The sequence below is a fragment of the Kitasatospora sp. NPDC048194 genome (genome assembly GCF_043202455.1).
Lineage (GTDB): Bacteria > Actinomycetota > Actinomycetes > Streptomycetales > Streptomycetaceae > Kitasatospora.
This window is the reverse complement of record NZ_JBIDAK010000009.1, coordinates 85229-105572: the sequence shown is the minus strand read 5'-3', so window position 1 is coordinate 105572 and position 20344 is coordinate 85229. Positions and strand designations below refer to the sequence as shown.

16 protein-coding genes and 1 tRNA gene are annotated in these 20344 nt (G+C 72.9%); 6 read left to right on the top strand and 11 right to left on the bottom strand.

The window, feature by feature from the left end; genetic code table 11:
* On the bottom strand, window positions 1-1269 hold the full coding sequence (locus ACGF07_RS14075) for an outer membrane lipoprotein carrier protein LolA (protein ID WP_392898403.1): 1269 nt from the start codon (window positions 1267-1269) through the stop codon (window positions 1-3).
* 182 nt (window positions 1270-1451) lie between these two features.
* Between ACGF07_RS14075 and ACGF07_RS14070 the strand changes: the two genes are divergently transcribed.
* On the top strand, window positions 1452-4088 hold the full coding sequence (locus ACGF07_RS14070; protein WP_392898400.1) for a bifunctional FO biosynthesis protein CofGH: 2637 nt from the start codon (window positions 1452-1454) through the stop codon (window positions 4086-4088).
* 172 nt (window positions 4089-4260) lie between these two features.
* Window positions 4261-5376, top strand: a complete 1116-nt coding sequence (locus ACGF07_RS14065; protein ID WP_350740815.1) for an ADP-ribosylglycohydrolase family protein — start codon at window positions 4261-4263, stop codon at window positions 5374-5376.
* A 219-nt stretch (window positions 5377-5595) separates the two neighbouring features.
* On the opposite strand, the gene ACGF07_RS14060 is transcribed toward ACGF07_RS14065, so the two are convergent.
* The 3 genes from ACGF07_RS14060 to ACGF07_RS14050 all read right to left on the bottom strand — a co-directional run bounded on the left by ACGF07_RS14060 (window position 5596) and on the right by ACGF07_RS14050 (window position 7987).
* On the bottom strand, window positions 5596-5805 hold the full coding sequence (locus tag ACGF07_RS14060; protein ID WP_350740817.1) for a DUF397 domain-containing protein: 210 nt from the start codon (window positions 5803-5805) through the stop codon (window positions 5596-5598).
* A complete protein-coding gene (locus ACGF07_RS14055) occupies window positions 5802-6665 on the bottom strand; it encodes a helix-turn-helix transcriptional regulator (RefSeq protein WP_350740819.1) in 864 nt (287 codons plus the stop codon). Before ACGF07_RS14055 ends, ACGF07_RS14060 begins: the two co-directional genes overlap by 4 nt.
* Before the next feature lie 578 nt (window positions 6666-7243).
* Window positions 7244-7987 carry a GPP34 family phosphoprotein gene (locus tag ACGF07_RS14050; RefSeq protein WP_392898397.1) on the bottom strand — a complete coding sequence of 248 codons (744 nt, stop codon included), beginning with the start codon at window positions 7985-7987 and terminating at the stop codon, window positions 7244-7246.
* Between the two features lie 297 nt (window positions 7988-8284).
* Between ACGF07_RS14050 and ACGF07_RS14045 the strand changes: the two genes are divergently transcribed.
* On the top strand, window positions 8285-10780 hold the full coding sequence (locus ACGF07_RS14045) for a serine hydrolase (RefSeq protein WP_392898394.1): 2496 nt from the start codon (window positions 8285-8287) through the stop codon (window positions 10778-10780).
* Window positions 10781-10883: 103 nt separating this feature from the next.
* On the opposite strand, the gene ACGF07_RS14040 is transcribed toward ACGF07_RS14045, so the two are convergent.
* Entirely contained in the window at window positions 10884-12434 is a 1551-nt protein-coding gene (locus ACGF07_RS14040; RefSeq protein WP_392898391.1) for a glycosyltransferase family 39 protein, read from the bottom strand.
* A gap of 176 nt (window positions 12435-12610) precedes the next feature.
* Between ACGF07_RS14040 and ACGF07_RS14035 the strand changes: the two genes are divergently transcribed.
* A tRNA-Arg gene (locus tag ACGF07_RS14035) sits at window positions 12611-12683 on the top strand.
* Window positions 12684-12755: 72 nt separating this feature from the next.
* Here ACGF07_RS14035 and ACGF07_RS14030 read toward each other — a convergent pair.
* Window positions 12756-13568, bottom strand: a complete 813-nt coding sequence (locus ACGF07_RS14030; protein ID WP_350740827.1) for a phosphatase PAP2 family protein — start codon at window positions 13566-13568, stop codon at window positions 12756-12758.
* Between the two features lie 436 nt (window positions 13569-14004).
* Between ACGF07_RS14030 and ACGF07_RS14025 the strand changes: the two genes are divergently transcribed.
* Together ACGF07_RS14025 and ACGF07_RS14020 are read left to right on the top strand one after the other, a co-directional pair.
* A complete protein-coding gene (locus ACGF07_RS14025) occupies window positions 14005-14976 on the top strand; it encodes a sigma-70 family RNA polymerase sigma factor (protein WP_350740829.1) in 972 nt (323 codons plus the stop codon).
* Window positions 14977-15125: 149 nt separating this feature from the next.
* Window positions 15126-15443: a hypothetical protein gene (locus ACGF07_RS14020; protein ID WP_392898387.1), complete on the top strand. Its 318-nt coding sequence runs from the start codon at window positions 15126-15128 to the stop codon at window positions 15441-15443.
* Between the two features lie 91 nt (window positions 15444-15534).
* Here ACGF07_RS14020 and mscL read toward each other — a convergent pair whose 3' ends face one another.
* From mscL to ACGF07_RS13995, 5 genes are all read right to left on the bottom strand, one after another.
* Complete coding sequence (gene mscL / locus ACGF07_RS14015) at window positions 15535-15951, bottom strand: large conductance mechanosensitive channel protein MscL (RefSeq protein ID WP_350740833.1); 417 nt, start codon at window positions 15949-15951, stop codon at window positions 15535-15537.
* Between the two features lie 30 nt (window positions 15952-15981).
* Window positions 15982-16257: a hypothetical protein gene (locus ACGF07_RS14010; RefSeq protein ID WP_350740835.1), complete on the bottom strand. Its 276-nt coding sequence runs from the start codon at window positions 16255-16257 to the stop codon at window positions 15982-15984.
* A gap of 315 nt (window positions 16258-16572) precedes the next feature.
* Complete coding sequence (locus ACGF07_RS14005) at window positions 16573-16896, bottom strand: FmdB family zinc ribbon protein (protein ID WP_350740837.1); 324 nt, start codon at window positions 16894-16896, stop codon at window positions 16573-16575.
* Between the two features lie 126 nt (window positions 16897-17022).
* Complete coding sequence (locus ACGF07_RS14000; protein ID WP_392898383.1) at window positions 17023-18390, bottom strand: MFS transporter; 1368 nt, start codon at window positions 18388-18390, stop codon at window positions 17023-17025.
* A 340-nt stretch (window positions 18391-18730) separates the two neighbouring features.
* On the bottom strand, window positions 18731-20215 hold the full coding sequence (locus tag ACGF07_RS13995; RefSeq protein WP_350740841.1) for a potassium/proton antiporter: 1485 nt from the start codon (window positions 20213-20215) through the stop codon (window positions 18731-18733).
* Window positions 20216-20344: the final 129 nt, after the last annotated feature.

Sequence of the window (20344 nt, the reverse complement as noted above, 5' to 3'; positions counted from 1 at the left end):
TCAGTTCACCCCGGCGGCGTGCTGGAGGACCGGCAGGGTCACCGCGCCCGCGAAGACCCGGCCGTCGTCGGTGAGCAGGACGTTGACGACCTTGGTGCTGATCAGCGTGCCGCCGCCGACGGGCTTGCCGAGCGACTTGACCAGCGCCTGCGGGTCGAGCGGCCGGCCGTGGCGCTTGCCCTGGCCGCCGTCGCCCTTGGCGTCACCGGCCGGCGCCTCGACCGCACCGGGCAGCCGGGTGGAGACCACGGCCGTCCAGCCCTCGCCGACCACGTTCACGCCGCCGTGGTCGGCGGCGGCCCCGGCCGCGGGCGCCCCGGCCTTGCCGTCGTGGCCCTTGACCGCCTCGTCCGCCTTCCGCTCCGTCACCGCGGCGCCCTTGGGCACCGTGAAGTCGAAGGTCTTCGCGGCGGGCGCGGTGAAGGACACCTCGGTGAAGTGGACGTCCAGCACCGTGGAGCCGTCGGTGGACTTCACCACGACCGCGAGCGGCACGCCGTTGTCGGCGGCCACCGAGATCCGCACCTCGGCGACGGTCGAGCCGGACTGGGTCGGCTTGACGCTCAGCTGGTACGCGTTCTGCCCGGCCACCTTGGCCGTCCCGGCCACGGTGACCGAGGTGGTGCCGGCGCTCGCGCCGAGGAACTGCTTGGCGGCCTCCTGCGGCGTGGTCGGCACCCCGGCCAGCGGCGTACCGGTCCGCGGCGCGCCCGGCTGGTGCCCGGCGGCCGGACGCCCGGTCAGGTGGACCGCGCTGTTGGTCGAGCTGTCCCAGGCCCAGCTCTGGTCGCCGTTGTGGACCAGGGTGTAGCCCGCCCGGTCCTCCAGCAGGTCCACCCGCTGGCGGTCCGGCCCGTCCACCGCGACCCGCAGGGTCCGGTCCCCGCCGAGCAGGCCGAGCAGCTTGCTCTGGGGGTCCGCCGCGGAGCCGCTCTTGCCATCGCCGCCGTCGCCGTGGCCGGACGCCGCCGCGGCGAGCCCGCCGGCCCCGCTCAGCAGCTGGGTGGGCAGCCCGAGGTCGGTGGAGACCGACACCGTCCCGGACAGGGCCTGGGCGTCGGAGCCGAGCGCCTTGGCCACCAGCTGCTCCGCCGAGAGGGCGGGCAGGTCGGGCGGGGAGTCGGCGGCCAGCGCGGGCACCAGCCCGATCCCGGTCGCGATCACCGCGGCCACGGCGAGCGGCACACCGGCCCGTGCCAGGGTGCGCCGCCGCGAACGGAACGGCACCCCGCCCTCGTGCTGCTCCCCCGCCGCCGTCTCATTGGTCATGGCGTCCTCAACTCCTCCGTGGATCCGTGCGATCGGCACTGCCCCTCCATTAGAGGTCGGCGCCGGCGCGCCGTCATCGCCCTGAAGGGGCAGATCGGGGTGAACCTGGTGGGTATCCCGACCCTGAGACGGCCTCAGGGTTGACTCCTCCGGACGTACGACACCTGGCGTAGGGTCGCGCCATGGACGGAACCGCCGTGGACGCAAGCAACACCCCGACCGCGAACGCGATGCGGCGCGCCCTGCGCCGCGCCCGTGACGGCGTCGCGCTCGACGTGACCGAGGCCGCCGTACTGCTCCAGGCCAGAGGCGACGACCTGCGCGACCTGTGCGCCGGTGCCGCCCGGGTGCGCGACGCCGGGCTGGAGGCGGCCGGACGCCCCGGCGTCATCACCTACTCCAAGAGCGTCTTCATCCCGCTCACCCGGCTCTGCCGCGACAAGTGCCACTACTGCACCTTCGCCACCGTCCCCGGCAAGCTGCGGCGGGCCGCGAAGGGCACGGTGGGGGCACCTCCCGGGCGGAGCCTGGGGGCGTTCATGTCCCCGGACGAAGTGCTGGAGATCGCCCGGCGCGGGGCCGAACTCGGCTGCAAGGAAGCCCTGATCACGCTCGGGGACAAGCCCGAGGACCGCTGGCCCGAGGCCCGCGAGTGGTTGGACGCGCACGGCTACGACGACACCATCGCCTACGTCCGGGCCATGTCCATCCGCATCCTGGAGGAGACCGGCCTGCTGCCGCACCTCAACCCCGGCGTGCTGAGCTGGACGGACTTCCAGCGGCTCAAGCCGGTCTCCGCCTCGATGGGCATGATGCTGGAGACCACCGCCACCCGCCTGTGGAGCGAGCCCGGCGGCCCGCACCACGGCTCCCCGGACAAGGAGCCGGCCGTGCGGCTGCGGGTGCTGGAGGACGCCGGCCGCAGCTCCGTCCCGTTCACCAGCGGGCTGCTGATCGGCATCGGCGAGACCTACCAGGAGCGCGCCGAGTCGCTGTTCGCGCTGCGCAGGGTCTCCCGGGCCTACCACGGCATCCAGGAGCTGATCCTGCAGAACTTCCGCGCCAAGCCGGACACCGCGATGCGCGGCATGCCCGACGCCGAACTCGACGAGCTGGTGGCCACGGTGGCGGTGGCCCGGCACCTGCTGGGCCCGACCGCGTGCCTCCAGGCGCCGCCGAACCTGGTCGACGGCGAGTACGAGCGGCTGATCGCGGCCGGCATCGACGACTGGGGCGGCGTCTCCCCGCTCACCCCGGACCACGTCAACCCCGAACGCCCCTGGCCGCAGATCGACCGGCTGGCCGAGCGCTCGGCCGCGGCCGGCTTCGAGCTGCGCGAACGCCTCGCCGTCTACCCCGAGTACGTGCTGCGCGGCGAACCCTGGCTGGACCCGCGGGTGCTGCCGCACGTGCGCGCCCTGGCCGACCCGGCCACCGGGCTGGCGAACCCGGACGCGGAGGTCCGGGGCCTGCCCTGGCAGGAGCCCGAGGACCTCCCCGAGGCGTACGGGCGCACCGACCTGCACGCCGCCATCGACACCGAGGGCCGCACCGGCGACCGCCGAGCCGACTTCGAGGACGTGTACGGCGACTGGGAGGTGCTGCGCGAGCAGGTGCTCGCGAAGGGCGCGCCCGAGCGCCTCGCGGGCGACCTGCGCGAGGCGCTGGCGGTGGCCGCCGACGACCCGGCCCGGCTCACCGACGACCACGCGCTGGCCCTGTTCCACGCCGACGGCCCGGCCCTGGACGCACTGTGCCGGATCGCCGACGACGTCCGGCGGGACGCGGTGGGGGACGAGGTCACCTACTGCGTCACCCGGAACATCAACTTCACCAACGTCTGCTACACCGGCTGCCGCTTCTGCGCCTTCGCCCAGCGCCGCACCGACGCCGACGCCTACACCCTCTCCCTGGAGCAGGTCGCCGAACGGGCCGCCCAGGCCTGGGAGGTGGGCGCCACCGAGGTGTGCATGCAGGGCGGCATCCACCCGGACCTGCCCGGCACCGCCTACTTCGAGATCGCCCGCGCGGTGAAGGAACGGGTGCCCGGCATCCACGTGCACGCCTTCTCGCCGATGGAGGTGGTCAACGGGGCCACCCGGACCGGCCTTTCGATCCGCGACTGGCTGCAGCGCGCCAAGGAGTCGGGCCTGGACACCATCCCCGGCACCGCCGCCGAAATCCTGGACGACGAGGTCCGCTGGGTCCTCACCAAGGGCAAGCTGCCGGCCGCGACCTGGGTCGAGGTGGTCACCACCGCGCACGAACTGGGCATCCGCTCGTCGTCCACGATGATGTACGGGCACGTGGACACCCCGAAGCACTGGCTCGGCCACCTGCGGCTGCTCGCCGACATCCAGCGGCGCTCCCTCGAGAAGGGCAGCGGCGGCTTCACCGAGTTCGTCACCCTGCCGTTCGTGCACACCAACGCCCCGGTCTACCTGGCCGGCATCGCCCGGCCCGGCCCGACCGCCCGGGACAACCGCGCGGTGGTCGCCATGGCCCGCCTGCTGCTGCACCCGCTCATCCCCAACATCCAGACCAGCTGGGTCAAACTCGGCGCGGAGGGCGCGGCCGAGATGCTCCGCTCGGGCGCCAACGACCTCGGCGGCACCCTGATGGAGGAGACCATCTCGCGGATGGCCGGGTCGGCGTACGGCAGCTACAAGTCGGTGCGCGACCTGCAGGCCATCGCCGAGGTGGCGGGCCGCCCGCACCGCCAGCGCACCACCCTCTACGGCGAGGTGCCGGCCGAACGGCGGGCCGCTGCGCTGGCCTCGGACGGCCACCTGCCGGAGCTGCTGCCCGTCCTGGACTGACACCGGTCGCGGGTCCCGGCCGCCGTCGCCACGGCGGCGGCCGGGTGGGGAACCGAAGTGCGAGGGACGCCGCCGGTCCGCTCGCGTCTTCGAATACAGTGCCAGGGCGCGCGCCGCGGCCGCGCGTCGCGCGGCCCCCGCCCCGACCCCCGACGAAAGGCGCTCCGTCGTGATGCCCCTGTGGTCACGCGCCCAGCAGCAGGACTTCCGCAGCCGGGTGCGCGGCTGCCTGCTCGGCGGTGCCATCGGTGACGCGCTCGGCGCCGGCGTCGAGTTCGAGTCACTGGAGAAGATCCGGGCCCAGCACGGCCCCCAGGGCGTCACCGGCTACGTCCCCGCGTACGGGCGCACCGGCGCCGTCACCGACGACACCCAGCTCAGCCTGTTCACCGTGGACGGCCTGATACGAGCCCACATCCGGCGCGACACCGGCAGCTGGCACCCGCCCACCGACCTCCACCTGGCCTACCTGCGCTGGGCCGCCACCCAGCACGACTGGGGCCCCGACGAGCGCCGCCCCGACCTCGGCTGGCTCGGCCGCGAGGAGTGGCTGTACGCCCGGCGCGCCCCCGGCCAGGGCTGCCTGACCGGCCTGAGCGGGCCGGACGGCGAACGGCTCGGCACCGTGGAGCGGCCCAAGAACCCGCACTCCAAGGGCTGCGGAACGGTGGTGCGCGCGGCGCCGTTCGGCCTGCTCACCACCTGGGAGCCGGGCCTGGTGTTCCAGCTGGCGGTGGAGTGCTCGGTGCTCACCCACGGCCATCCGACCGGCTACCTGGCGGCGGGCGCCTTCGCCGTGATCGTCCAGTCGGTGGCCCGCGGCGGCACCCTGGAGGAGGGCGTCCACCTCGCGCTGGCGCTGCTCTCCGAGCGGCAGGCGCACGAGGAGACCACGGCCGCGTTGCGGGCCGCGCTGGACGCCGTCCGGGGCGGCGAGCCCTCCGCCGAGCGGGTCGAGGCGCTGGGGGAGGGCTGGGTGGCCGAGGAGGCGCTGGCGATCGCGGTCTACTGCGCGCTGGTAGCCCACGACGTGCGCTCGGGCCTGCTGCTGGCCGTCAACCACTCCGGGGACAGCGACTCCACCGGCGCGATCTGCGGCAACCTGCTCGGCGTGCTGCACGGCGACACCGCACTGCCGCCGGGCCTGGTGGCCGGGCTGGAGGGCCGCGGCGCGATCCTCGAACTCGCCGACGACTTCGCGCTGGAGCTGATGCACGGGACGGAACTGCACGACCGGCGCACCCCGGAGGGGCTGCACTGGGCGGTCCGGTACCCGGTCGCGCACTGAACGGGTGGCCCGGCGGCGGGAGCCGGTTCCCGGGAGCTGGACGTGGGGAACCGAGCCTCCGGAGTCGAACCCTAGAGGGCGACCTGGAGTCGACCCCGGACACCAGGAAGCAGACACCCCGGCGGCGCAACGCCCCGGGAAAGGGCAGTTGCCCGGAGCGCTGACCGCCGACGGGCCGACGGACAGCGCTCCGGGCAACCCCTCCGAGCGCGGACCCGGTCAGACCTCGCCGAAGGCGCCGGCCGCCGTGGCGGACGCGAACGCGTTCCAGGCCTCCGTGGAGAAGTGCAGTTGCGGGCCGAGCGGGTCCTTGGAGTCCCGGACCGCCACCGCTCCGGCGTCAGGTCCGGCGATCTCCACGCAGGCGCCCTGCCCGCCGCTGTAGCTGCTCTTGCGCCAAGGGGTTCCGTGCTCGGAGGGGTTGCTCATTCGTGGTATCCCTTTTCGATGTCGGCTATCAGCGACCGGGTCTCCGCCACACCGAGTGCGGCCGCTCTCAGGTAGTCGTAGAGACCGGTATAGCGGCGCACGTCGGCCTCCTTCTCCAGGTAGAGGTCGCTCGTCACACCTTCGAAGTAGACAACCGTGGAATCGGCTGACTCCGGGAACTCCAGCAGGGAGAATGTCCCGGTCATGCCGGGGTGGGCGCCGTGCGAGAACGGGATCACCTGGATGGTGATGTTCGGGCGCATGCTGAGTTCCAGCATCTGCTGCAGCTGCCGGGCCATGACCTCGCGGCTGCCGACCTCGCGGCGCAGCGCCGCCTCGTCTATGACGGTCCACAGGCTGCCGAGCTGGTTCTCGCCGTGGATGCGCTCCTGGCGCTTCATCCGGACCTGCACCCGGCGCTGCACCGCTATCGCGTCGGTGTCCGGCTGGGTGCCCTCGACCACGGCCTGGGCGTACTGCTCGGTCTGCAGCAGCCCGGGGATGAAGGAGGACTCGTAGGCGCGGATCGAGGAGGCCTCGGCCTCCAGGCCGATGTAGACGCTGTACGGAGTCGGCATGTCGTTGAAGTCGTGCCACCAGCCGCGCTGGCGGGACTCCTTGGCCATCTCCATCAGGCTGGTGCGCATCTGCTCGTCGGACACGTTGTAGACGTCGCAGAGATCGCGCACGTCGCGTTGGCTGATGCTGCGGCGGCCGTTCTCCAGCCGGCTGATCTTCGACTGGGAGACCATCAGCCGGCCGGCCACCTCCTCCGCCGTCATCCCGAGGGCCTCGCGGAGCTTGCGCAGCTCCGAGCCGAGGCGCCGCCGGCGCACGGTGGGATTGATGTTCGCGGACACGTCGACCTCCGGCCGGACCTCTGGTGATCGTTGGAACGGCAGTCCTCGGAACACTTCGGACATTGGGACCAACCCCCCTGACTTGGAGCAGCATGACACCTCGGGCCAGGTCGGCGCCGGGGAATCACAGCAGCGCAGTAGAACAGATCATCGGAAAAGCACGTCTGTGAGACAGCGGCAGCCCCCAGGTGGTAATGCGGCTCGACGACTCGCACCGGACATTGCCGAAGGCCTATGCCGGGCCCCCGGGAACGACAGAGGGGCGGTCGCCGGGCGACTTGCGTCGCGGGGCGACCGCCCCTCGGTGTCTCTGCGGTGCTCTCCGGTGCCTTACTGGTGCGTCGTGGCGGTTCGGGTGCGAGGTGCGTGGTTCACGGTGCGTCGCGGGCGACGCACCGTCAGCCGCCGATGGGGTCAGCGGCCGAGGGGATCAGTGGCCGGTCCCGGACCGACGGCCGATCCGGCGGCCGATCCGACAGCCGACTCGACGTCGGATCCGACGAGGCTCCGACGACCGATCCGACGGCCGATCCGGCAGCCGACCCGACGGCCGACCGGTTCGTGGCGACCGGTCCGGATCAGCGGACCGCGACCCGGGGAGCGGCGATCCGCCCGCCGGTGGGCCGGCCCGCCACCCGGGCGCCGCCGGAACGCCCGGCGCCTGCCCCGGAACCCTGGGAAGAACGGTTCTGCTGCGTCGGCAGGCCGTTCTGCACGTCCATCACGGCGTGCGCGACCATCCCGCCGAGCGGGTCGTACCGGATCAGGTCGCGCAGCCGCGACCGCGAGGACCGGCCCTCGTTGCCGGGGTACAGGTGCTTGCCCAGCCCCACCGAGTGGGCCAGCGCGGCCAGCGCTGCCGTCCGCGGGTCCGGCGGCACGCCAGTGCGGATGGCGGCGTCCAACCGCTGCTTGATCGCGGCGTTGGTGCAGTCGTCGGACGCCTGGTACCTGGTCGTCGGCAGCACCCCGCACACCTGGCCCGGCACGGCGGTGACCATGCCGCAGCGCTCCAGGTGCGCCAGGTACGTCTGCCGCAACCCCAGTCGGGGCCCGCCGATCCAGTGCGCCGCGCGGACCGGGCTGCCGCGTCGGCGCAGCAGTTCCAGTGCGTGGTCAAGGGTCGGGTCGCCGGTCGGCCGTGCGAGCACGACGGCGATCCGGTCTCCCTCCGGTACGATCCGTCCGGCCAGGGACAGCTCGACGAGCTGCGCCCCGGCGAGTCCGAGGTCGAGGGTCTGCGGCTGCGCCGTGGTGCCCGTGGTCGGGTCCAAAGCGAGCAGCAAGAGTTCCTCGGGAACAGTTCTGCGGCTCTTGCCCATCCAAGCCTCCCCGCGTGGATGAGAGACAGGGTGACGCCTCTCACACGGGCTTGTCGAGTACGCCTCCGAATCGTGACCTTGCGGTGAAGGCGCGGAACCGGCGGCCGCGGCCGCGGCGTCTGAGCGTTGAACGGGCCGCGGTGCGGCCGTGCGGCGGCAATACGCGCCGGTCGGGCGGGGTGTGCGCGGCCGGTGGACCGCATGTGGCGGAGACTGTACAGGTACACGGGGCGGGGCGTCGGCTTCCCGAAATCGGGTCTGCCGGTGCCCCGCCGGGCGTTGAGGAGGCTGGGATACGTGGGCGAGTCCCCCGACAGGGTGCTGAGGGACGGCGAGCGGGAGCGGGACGGCGAACCCGAACGGACCGGTGCGACGGCCGACACGGCTGACGGCGCCGAGGGCGGGTCGACCGGTCGGACGGCTGCCGGGGCGTCAGCCCTCGGCGCGGGCAAGACGCCTGCGGGGGCGACCGCCGCGTCCCCGGCTGCGGCGTCCGCCGGGACCTCCTCCGAGACTTCCGCCGAGACCTCCTCCGACGTGTCCGCCGAGGAGTCGGCCGCAGGCTCCAAGGGTGGCTCGACCGTGCAGATCCGCGTCCGGGATGTGGACAGTCGGACGACCATGCTGCGGCTGCCGGTGGACAACAAGACCACCGCGCTGCGGCTGCCCGAGGGGCTGCTGAAGGCGGTGGGTGAGGAAACCGCCGAGCTCGGCGAGGAGAAGGAGGAGTCGGCCGCGCCGAGTGGCGCGGGGGAGGGCGCCGTCGAGCGCTCGTCCGGCGCCGACCCCCGTCTCGCCATGCGGACGGGCGGCGCGGTGGGCGCCACGGGTGCGCGGCCGTCCGGCAAGGGGGCCGCCGAGGCGTCCGGCAAGGGCGCCGCCGAGCCGTCGGAGAAGGCCGCCGAGAAGGTCGCCGAGAAGGCTGAGGAATCGTCGGAACCGTCCTCCGTGAAGGACGGTTCCGCGACCGACACACCGGCGAAGGGGGAGTCCGCCGCCGCCCCCGCGAAGTCCCGCGACACGACGGAGCGGGCGGAGCCGGCCGAGAAGGACGACACGCCCGATCCCACGAAGTCCGGAGAAGCCGCCGAGTCCGGGGACGCCGACGGCTACGACCCGACCAAGACCATGCTGCTCACCAAGCCGCCGGTTCCGACCGCCAAGGCCGGCGGGGACGCCAAGACCGCCAAGGCCGGCGGGGACGCGGTGAACGCCGTGAACGCCAAGGACGGCGAGGCCGGAAAGCCGGCGAAGCCGGAGAAGCCGGAGAAGGCGGAGAAGCCCGCGCCGCGGAGCGCCCCCGCCGCGCCGGCCGCGGGCACCGTGCCCGAGCCCCCGGCACCCGCCCCGCTGCCCGACCCCGAGCCCGTCCCCCAGCCGGAGCCCGACCCGCGCCCGGCGCCCAAGCCCGTACCGGAGCCCGACCCGCGCCCCGCGCCGCCGGTCCCCGTGCCGCCGGTCCCCGCGCCGCCCGTCCCGCCGCTGCCCGCCCCCGAGCCGCTGCCGTCGCCCGAGAACACGGCCGAGGCGATGGAGGTCCTCGCCTCCCTCAACGCCCGTCCGGTCTCACCGCTGCGCCGGGCCCTCAAGCGGATCACCATCTGGACGGTCTTCCTGGCGGTGGTGCTCGGTGCGGTCGTGGTGGCCCAGCTGCTGCGTCCGCTGCCGGACGCGAAGGTGAAGATGTCGGCTGCGGGCAGCTTCAGCTTCTCCGGCGACCCGCTGGACCTCGCCTGGCCGGCGAAGGGCCAGTCCGCCGCCGAGGTGGTGGGCGTCGGCAGCCTCGGCAGTTCGGGCCAGGAGACCCCAGCCCCGATCGCCAGCGTCACCAAGGTGATGAACGCCTACCTGATCCTGCAGAAGTTCCCGCTGAAGAAGGGGGAGAGCGGCCCGAAGATCACCGTCGACAAGCAGGCCGCGCAGGAGTCCGGCAACAGCGACGAATCACGGGTGACGCTCACCGAGAACCAGGTGCTCACCGAGTACCAGGCGCTGGAACTGCTGATGCTGCCGTCCGCCAACAACGTGGCCCGACTGCTCGCCCGCTTCCACTCCGGCTCCGAGGACGCGTTCGTCAAGCAGATGAACGACACGGCGGCCAAGTTCGGCATGACCAACACCGTCTACGCCGACCCGGCGGGCTTCAGCTCGGACACCAAGTCCACCGCGAAGGACCAGTTGAAGCTGGCCGAGCAGGTCATGCAGGACGAGATCTTCCGGCAGATCGTCTCCACCCCGGACACCACCTTCAACAACACGAAGATCCTCAACACCAACAACCTGATCAACCCGAAGACCGGCGTCATCGGCGTCAAGACCGGCTCCAGCACCCCGGCCGGCGGCTGCCTGATGTGGGCCGCGTACAAGGAGATCGGGGGTGTGCGGCGGCTGATCCTGGGGGTCACCCTGGGCCAGCAGGCGACCTCCCCCAAGGACGGCGACGGCATCCTGCCGACCGTGCTGAAGGTGAGCGCCAAACAGATCCAGGCCGCCCAGAACGGGCTGACCGGTCAGACCCTGGTGAAGAAGGGCGACGTCGTCGGCTCGGTGGACGACGGGCTCGGCGGCTCCGTCCCGGTCGTCGCGACCAAGGACCTGGTGGTGGCCGGCTTCCCCGGCGTCAGCGGGACCGTCACTCTCGACCCGGCCAAGATCGGTCACCACGAGAAGGCCGGCAAGGAGGTCGGCACGCTGCGGGTGGGCTCGGGCGCCGACAAGGTGGAGGTCCCGGTGGCCCTCCAGTCCGACCTGGACCCGCCGTCCATCCAGTCCCGGCTGCTGCGCCTGCTCTGAGCGCCGCTTGGTGCGGGCACGAAAGGGGGAGCCGGTCCGGTACCGGCTCCCCCTTCGGCGTCGTCGGAAATCTCAGGTCGGGGGCTCTCAGGTCCGGGGGGTCTCAGGTCGTGCGGTCGAGCAGTGCGAGGGTGAGCCCGCCGAGCGGCACCACCGCGTCCGGCGCGCCGTATCGGGCCCGCAGCACCTGCGCCTGGTCCTCGGCCACGGACGCCAGCGGATCCGCGGTGTCCCCGAGGACGAGCAACCAGATCCGTGGCACGTCCCCCAGGCAGGCGGCGGGCTGCCGGCAGGCCTCGGGGGTCAGCTCATCGGCGTCGTCGGCGCTGCGCGCCACGAAGACCGGGAACGGCCGGACGCTCCGGGGCAGGTAGTAGCTGATACCCGGCCAGACCATCGCCCAGGACTGGTCTCCCATCGGGGCGGCCATCCCGTCCCCCGGGCGGTAGCCGGCGACGATCTCCGAAGCCGCCGCCCGGAACGGCTCCTCCGAGCGGGTGTGCGAGCCCGCGTACCGCACCCCGGGCTGCGCGGGCAGCGCCGCCACGGCCGGTGCGGCGAGCAGGGCCGCCGCCAGCAGCCCGCCGGTGAGGGCCGCGGCCCGAGGAGAAACGATTCTTCCCAGAGCTCGCCGCCCACCGGCCCGGTCGACCACCGCGCGGTACCCGGCCGCGACCCCGCCGCCGGCGAGCACCGCCCAGGCGGGCACCGTGAACAGCAGGTACCGGTCGAGGAAGTACGACGTGGTGCTGTGCGACACCGACCAGACGCCCACCACCGGCAGCACCGCCAGCAGGAGCGGCTGGCAGGCCGGGAGGCGTCGGCCGGGCAGCAGCAGGGCGAGCAGGGCCAGCAGGGCGAACGCCTGGGCCACCCGCTCCGTGCCGAACAGGTGCCCGTCGAAGTCGACCAGGTCGGAGAAGGACGGAGTCTCCAGCCAGCCGAGCTGCCGACCGGACTGCCGACTGCCGAGCAGTGCCACCGGCAGCACCGGCAGCACGGCCACGGCGAGGGCGACCGGGTACTGCCGGAGGATCCGCCGGCCCGTCCCGGCCCGGCCGCGCCGAGCGTGCAGCAGCACCACCGCGACCTGCCCGAGGACCGTGCTCCACGAGACCAGGTGCCAGACCCCGGCCAGCACCATCGCGGTGCAGAACGGCGCCCACCGCCGCGGGCCGGGCCGCTCCAGCGCCCGCAGCAGGAAGTACGTGGCGGCCGCGATCGAGCAGGTCGCCAGCGCGTAGGCGCGCGCCTCCTGCGCGTAGTGGGACACCTGGGGCGGCACCGTGAACAGCAGCCCCGCCCCGACCCCGGCCAGCCGGCCGCCGAAGAGCCGTTCGGCGGTCAGCGCCACGAACGCGGCGGCCGCCGCCATCGCCAGCACGGACGGTATTCGCAGCGCCACCGGGGAGGCCCCGAACACCGCCGTCCAGCCGTGCATCAGCAGGTAGTACGCGCCGTTGCTGGCGTCGACGTGCCGGAGCAGCCCCAGCAGGTCCCCCAGCGAACGCGTGGACACCGTCCAGGTCGCGATCTCGTCCCGCCAGGGCTCGGGCGTCCCCACCCGGTACGAGCCGACGGCCAGCATGACCACCGCGGGCCAGAACCACACCTGCCCCAGCAACCGGACGGCCGGGCGTACAGCTGCTGTCATCACGGCCTTCGTCTCCTTCGGCGGCGTGCCGGGGCGATGGGAACACTTGTCGGCAGGCTACGTGACCTGCTCTGACGCCCCGTCGGCACCCGCCCCCCGGCGTCGTCCCCGGCCACCCGCCCCCAGGCGACCCCCGATCCGGTACGCTGTGAACGGCCTGGTCACAGACCGGCCTCGCCTCAGTAGCTCAGGGGATAGAGCACGGCTCTCCTAAAGCCGGTGTCGCAGGTTCGATTCCTGTCTGGGGCACAGCACGGCGCCGCAACTCGCAGGCCCCCGTCCGGCTCGGACGGGGGCCTGCGGCGTTGCTGCCCGGGGCCGTCAGCGGACGGGCTCGTCCGGGCGGTCGACGGGGTCGCCGAGCTCCGCGTCCTCGGCGCGCGGCGGACGGACGTAGGGCACGATGACCCGCTGGACGCGCGGGCGGGTGAGCCAGTTGACCCGCCGTACGTCCCGGGCCAGGGCGCCCGGCCGCCAGAGCTCGATCAGGGCGGTCACCACGCCCAGGACGACGCCGGCGGCCAGCCAGCCGGCCAGGACGTCGCTGGGCCAGTGCACCCCGAGGGCGACCCGGGTCCAGCCGATGGTGAGCACCGTGCCCGCGGCCACCGCGCAGGCGGCCGTCCGGCCTCGGCGGTGGACCCGGTACCAGACCAGGCCGACCAGGACGGCGCAGGTGATCGCCGAGGCCATCGCGTGCCCGGAGGGGAAGGCCGGACCGCCGGCGTGCGAGACCGGGTCGCCGAAGGCGGGGCGTTGGCGGCCGACGGCCAGCTTCAGCGCCCACTGGGCGCCCCACCCGACCAGCGCCTGGGCGGCCACCCAGCCGGCCAGCGTCCTGGCCCCGATCAGCAGGAGCCAGGTGGCCGCGAGGCCGAGGAGGACACGCATGGTGACGGGCCCGCCGATGTCGGAGAGGGTCTGCACCGAGGCGGTCCAGATCCGGTGCTCCCGTGCGTAGATGTGGAGTTCGGTGACCCAGTCCTGGTCGAACTCGTGCAGAGGGTGCCAGTGGCCGGTCACCAGCACCGCCAGGAGGCCGAACAGCGCGGCACAACCCAGCGCGACCGCGGCGTCCCGGAGGAGGCCGCGGTGACGCTCGGTAGCGGAGGTCGTGCTGTTGGTCAGGTGCATGCCTGACACCTTCCCAGCGCGCCGCACCGATGGGGAGCTGGGGCGATAGCGATTTGGCATCTTTTGTGAGGAGGACCTGCGTGCGCCGGGGTGTGAGCGCGGGCGGAAGGCGGGGCGCACGGGAACGTACGCGCCCGCTCGCCGGTTCAACGGTCGGGCGGCATTTCTGTGTGGGGCCGGTGAAGGCGTGCTCCGCTTCGATCGGTCCGGGTAGTCGCGTACGGGCGCGGACCGTGGCCGAACGGTCGCGGACCGTCAGAACCGAAGTGAAAACCGGCAGGATACTGCATCGCCGGGAAGAATCTGAGTGACTTGGGAATGTTGTCCGGATTCTGTTCGTTGGATCGTTACGTGTGAGCCCCCGCAGGGCCCGCACTTCTTGCCCCCGCGGGGCAGGGCAGGCAGACCTCGGCAACACCAGTCAAAGGGAGCAAGCATGGCCACCCGTGCCGTCGTTCGCGACAGGGCCGACCGGAGTCGCGCGGCCCGCCCGACCAACCTCGAGGCCGACCGCGACCTGGTCGGGATGTACCTCGACGAGATCGCCAGGACGCCCTTGCTCGACGCCGCCGAGGAGGTCGAGCTGTCGCTGCGGATCGAGGCCGGCGTGTACGCCCAGCACTTGCTGGACGAGGACCAACTCCCGGACGGCGTCACCCGTGAGGAGCTGGAGGCGATAGCCGAGGACGCGGAGCGCGCCAAGGACGTCTTCATCCGCTCCAACCTCCGCCTAGTGGTCGCGGTCGCACGCCGCTACCCGCGCAGCGGCCTTCCGCTGCTGGACCTCATCCAGGAGGGCAACGCCGGCCTGGTGCGCGCCGTCGAGAAGTTCGACTACGCCAAGGGCTTCAAGTTCTCCACCTACGCCACGTGGTGGATCCGGCAGGCGATCACGCGCTCCATCGCCGACCAGTCCCGGACGATCCGGCTGCCCGTGCACCTGGTCGAGGAGCTCGGCCGGATCCGGCGGGTGCAGCGGGAGAAGTCCAAGGAGCTGGGCCGCGAGGCCGAGCCGGCCGAGATCGCGGCCGAGCTGGACACCACCGAGGCCCGGATCAAGGACGTGCTGGACTGGGCGCGCGACCCGGTCAGCCTCAACATGTCGGTCGACGACGAGGGCGAGACCCAGTTCGGCGACCTGGTCGAGGACACCGGGGCGACGTCCCCCGAGGACGCCGTGATGGTCATGCTCCGCCGCGAGGAGCTGGACGACCTGATCGGTCGGCTGGACGACCGCACGGCCTCGATCATCCGCTCCCGGTACGGCATGGAGGACGGTCGCGAGCGCACCCTCACCGAGGTGGGCAAGCAGCACGGCCTCACCCGCGAGCGGATCCGCCAGATCGAGAAGCACGCGCTCGCCGAGCTGAAGAAGATCGCCGACCACGCGGGCTTCGAAGCCGCCTGACGTACCCGGCGCAACGGCCACGGACGACCGAGCCGACTGCCCCTCCCGGGCCCGGATGCGGAGCTCCCGCACCCGGGCCCGCGGCGTGCCACGGGGCTCCTACGCTGGAGGGACAGGACGGCGCGAAGGCGAGCAGGGGAGTGGACAAGGTGAGCGGGCAGGAACAGGGCGTGCAGGGACAGAAGGAGAAGGGCGGGCAGGGCCAGGGCGAGCACGATCGGCAGGGGCAGGGGCAGGGGCAGGGGCAGGGGCAGGGGCAGGACGGGAGCGGCCGGGCGGCGGGCCAGGAGTCGACGGACCGACGGGCGGCCGCCGCCAAGAGCCGGCTGGTCTTCCGCGACCCCTTCGACCAGCAGTCCCGGGACGACACCGACGCCGGCTGGGGTGAGCGCCCCGGGACTGGGGAGAGCGGTGGACGGGGCCTGGACTGGTACCTCAGCCAGCGCCCCCCGCACCACGGGGACTGAGGCGGCACGGACGGACCTGCCGCCGGACTGACGGAACGCGGGATCGATCGAGTGCGGGATCGATGGAGTGCGGGATCGGGGGAGCGCGGGACTAACGTGCCGTGACCAGCGCGTCGCGGATCTCGGTCAGCAGTTGGACCTCCTTGGCCTCGGCCTCCGCCGCCTCCTCGGCGGCGGACTTGCGGCGGGCCGCCATCCGGTTCATCGGCACGATCAGCACGAAGTAGACGACGGCCGCAGTGATCAGGAACTGCAGGGCGGCGCTGAGCACCGATCCCCACAGGATGAGGATTCCGGACGTGACCTCACCGGTGGAGCTGACCTCGCAGGGCCCCTTGAGGCAGGAACTGTAGGACGCCAGGTCCTTCGTGCCGAAGACCCCCACGATCGGATTGATCACGCCCTTGACGAAGGCGTTGACGATGTTGGTGAAGGCCGCGCCGATGACCACGGCGACGGCGAGTTCGACGACATTTCCACGCAGCAGGAATTCCTTGAAGCCTTTCATGCCGCCTCGAACGACGAAGTCGTTCCTGGGTTACGGGTGGTCTTCGGCGATCCCGGATTGACAACCCGTACGGCTCACGGAGCCCCCGGGCGGCGGCAGTCCGGCTCCGGCCCGCGCCGGCCCGAAGGCCAGCGCCGCCGCCACCGCGAGCAGCACCAGCGCGGGCACTCCGGCCCGCCGCCGGACGGCGCGACGCCAGCGGTACCACCCGCCGCAGCCGCGCCGGATCGGCGGGAAGCTCGGCAGCTCCAATCGGGGCGGCACGGTGGGGGCGGGCAGCGGGACGGACGGGCTCACGGTCGTCATCGAGGTCACCTCCGGACTCGGTCGGTCGGCTTCGGTGAACCACACGATGCGCGTCCCGGGTGCGGACGGAAATCCCTTTCCCGCAGCCTGTGGATAACCCCGCCCCTGTGGATAGATTCGTACGCCCGAACGAGTGAGACCAGCCTCCCCGCGCTGACGGAAGCCCCGTGCTGACCGCCCGACGGAAGCCCCGCGCTGACGGAACGCGGCCGGCCCGGCCAGGGAAAAGGCGAAAGGCCCGCCGCCCCGCACGAAGCGGGGCCGACGGGCCTTTCGCGAAACTTCCGGACGGAACGCCGCGGGGCGGCGCCGAGATCAGCTCGCGGCCGCAGCCGGGCTGCTGGAGGAGCTCGACGAGCTGGACGAGCTCGAGGAGCCGGACGAGGACGACGACGAGCTCGAACCCGACGACGACGTCGAGGAGCCGGAGGACGCACTGCCGCCCACCGAGCTGCTGGAGGACGAGCGGCTGTCGGTCCGGTAGAAGCCCGAGCCCTTGAACACGACGCCCACGGCCGAGAAGACCTTGCGGAGCCGTCCCTGGCATTCGGGGCACGTGGTCAGCGCCTCGTCGGTGAACTTCTGCACCGCCTCCAGGCCGTTGCCGCACTCGGTGCACTGGTACTGGTACGTGGGCACTTGTCTTCCTCCTGGCACTCTCGCCTGATGAGTGCTAACGATGGTCAATGATGCGGCATTCCGCTGGATCAGTCCAGCGACTCCGGTGTGACGTGAGCCGGTGCCGGACCACCGCCGCCCGCCCGTTCAGCCCTTGGCGGCGCCGACCAGCTGCGCCGCGCCGCCGCGCTCGCCGGATCCGGCGACCACGCGGCCGGGTCCGCCCGGCGCCACCAGCAGGTGCCGCATCGACACCAGCGCGAGGAGCCCCAGCCCGGCGCCGATCACCGGCACCAGGAACCCCACCGAGGGCCCGTGGCCGTCGATCAGCTTGCCCGCGGCCATCGAGCCGACCGCCAGCCCCAGTCCGATCGCACCGGTCAGCCAGGTGAAGGCCTCCGTCTTGGCACCGTCCGCGACCAGCGTCTCGACCAGGGTGTAGCCGCTGATCAGGGTGGGCGCGATGGCCAGACCGCAGACCAGTCCGGCCACCGTCAGCGCGATCAGGTTCGGCATCGCCCACAGCACCGAGCAGCCCAGCACCAGCAGGGTGTAGCTCATGACCATCCGCTGCTGGACCGGCCGCCGCCAGGCGATCACGCCGTACAGCACACCGGCCAGCATCGAGCCGCCCGCGAAGATCCCGTACACCGTGCCGCCGGCGTCGTGATGGCCGACCGAGTCGGCGAAGGCGTTCACCGACACCTGCATGCCACCGAACACCGCGCCGACCCCGAGGAAGGCCCCGACCAGCAGCCGGACGCCGGGTGAGGCGAGTGCCGAGGCGCGCCGCGCACCCGGCTGGGGAACGATCCGGGCCGGGGCGGTGCGCCGCTGGGCGGCGAAGGCGAGGCCGCCGACCAGGGTCAGCGAGGCCTCGGCGACCAGCGAGGCCGCCGGGCTGACGAAGGCGGCGATGTTGGCGGCCAGGATCGGGCCGATCACGAAGGTGAACTCGTCCGTCACGGACTCGAAGGCGAACGCGGTGCTCACCTTGGCCGCGGCCGTCGGGGAGGCGCCCTCCGCGGTGAACTTGGCGACCCAGCGGGCCCGGACCATCGCGCCGATCTGCGGCACGCTCGCCCCGGCGGGGACGGCGGCCAGGTACAGGCTCCAGGCCGGTGCGTGGCCGAGGGCCAGGGCGATCAGCAGCGCGACCGAGGCCGCGTGCACCAGCACCGTCGGGACCAGCACGGCGGCCTGGCCGTACCGGTCGGCCAGGCGCCCGGTCTGCGGCCCGATCAGGGCCTGGGAGACCGCGGCGACGGCGGTGACCGTACCGGCGGTGCCGTACGAGCCGTGGGTTTGGGTGACGAGCAGCAGGATGCCCATGCTGAGCATCGCGTACGGCAGTCGCGCGACCAGGGCGGGGGACAGGAACGTCCAGGCGCCGGGCGTGCGCAGCAGTTCCCCGTACCCGACCCGGGCGGGGGTGTCGGTGGCGGTTTCCACGGTGTCGGCCGCGGTCTCGGGGGTGCTGTCCGCGGCGGTGTCGACCGTTCGGCGGGCCGTCACGGTCGGTCCTTCCTGCTGCCTGGTAGCGCGGCAGGGCATGGGGTGGCCCCGACGGCGCCGAGAGTCGTCCTCTCGCGCGTCGACCGGGGTAGATACCGGGTCGGCCGGGCCTGGTGGGCCGGGGCCGGACCGCGGCCGCCGAGCGGTCGCGCCAACTCTGCGTCAGGCAGATGCTGGGGGTGGTCTAGCGGTGGTTATACGGCGTAGTCGAACCAGCATACAGTTACGCGCGTAGACTCCGCCAGGCCACCCCAGGAATCCCAGCCGCCCCACGCCGCCCGGGCGCGCCGCAACCCGCTGCTCCGCGCCCCGCGCCCGCCCCGAGACCGGCGCGGCGGCCTCAGCGCCCGTACAGCCAGCCCGCCAGCTTGCCGCCCTTGTCCACGGCCCGCAGCCGCCGCTCCGCCGCCTCGCTGACCTCGTCCGTGGTGACCACCAGCAGCTCGTCCCCGCCGCGCAGCACCGTCGCCTTGTCCGGTACGAAGGAGTTGCCCTCCCGCACCACCAGGGTGACCGCCGCCCCCTTGGGCAGCCGCAGCTCGCTGACCTCCACGCCGGCCATCCGCGAGGCCGGCGACAGTGCGACCGACAGCAGGTGTCCGTGCAGCTTCTCCAGCGGGGCGGACTCGATGCCGAGGTCCTGGCCCAGCGCGCCCTCGCCGATCCGCAGCCGCTTGGCCACCCAGGGCAGGGTCGGCCCCTGGAGCATGGTGAAGACGACGACCAGGATGAAGACGATGTTGAACACGTCCTCGGCCTTGTGGGCGCCGGAGACCACCGGGATGGTGGCCAGCACGATGGGCACCGCCCCGCGCAGCCCGGCCCAGCTGAGCAGTGCCTGCTCGCGGCCGGGCACCTTGAACGGGGTCATGGTGAGCACCACCGAGAGCGGCCGGGCGAGGAAGACCAGCACTCCGCCGACCACCAGCGCGGGCACCACCGCGTCGCCCATGCTCTCCGGGGCGGAGAGCAGCCCGAGCAGCACGAACATGCCGATCTGCCCGATCCAGGCCAGCCCGTCCGCGAAGCCGCGCACGGCCGGTCCGTGCGGCAGCTTGGAGTTGCCGAGGATCACCGCGCAGACGTAGACGGCGAGGAAGCCGGAGCCGTGCAGCAGCGCGCCGCCGGCGTAGGCGAGCACGGTCAGCGCCATCACGGCGATCGGGTAGAGGCCGGAGGAGGGCAGCGCGACGTGCTTGACGCCGTACGCGCCGAGCTTGCCGACGGCGAGGCCGACCGCCGCGCCGATCGCCAGCTCGGCGACGATCGTGCCGATCATGACGTACCAGGGGTCCAGCTCCCCGGTGGTGGCGAAGGCGACGACGAGGATGACCACCGGCGCGTCGTTGAAGCCGGACTCGGCCTCCAGCAGGCCGGTGAGCCGGTGTGGCAGCGGGACCGTCCGCAGCACGGAGAAGACGGCGGCGGCGTCGGTGGAGGAGACGATCGCGCCGAGCAGCAGGGAGGTCCGCCAGTCCAGGCCGACCAGCCAGTGGGCACCCGCCGCGGTGACGAACACGCTGACCCCGACGCCGAAGGTGGCGAGCGCGGTGGCCGCCGGCATCATCGGTCTGACGTCGCGCCAGCTGGTCTTGAGGCCGCCCTCGGCCAGGATCACCACGAGCGCCGCGTAGCCGAGCACCTGGGTGAGCTCGGCGTTGTTGAAGGTGACGCCGATTCCGTTCTGGCCCAGCGCGACGCCGATCCCGAGGTAGATCAGCAGACTCGGCAACCCTGATCGGGTCGAGAACCGCACGGCGACGACCGCGACGAGGAGGATCACGGAGGCTTCGAGGAGGAGCTGGTTCAGATGGGCGACGTTCACGCAGTGGCACCTCGGGCAGGCATGGGCGGGCGGGGTGTCTGGCGGTGCTGAGGATGTTCGATGAGCAGGGAGAGGGTGCGTCGAGCACCGGGACCGCTAAGAAGGCGTCAATGCTCCTGTTGCGGATCG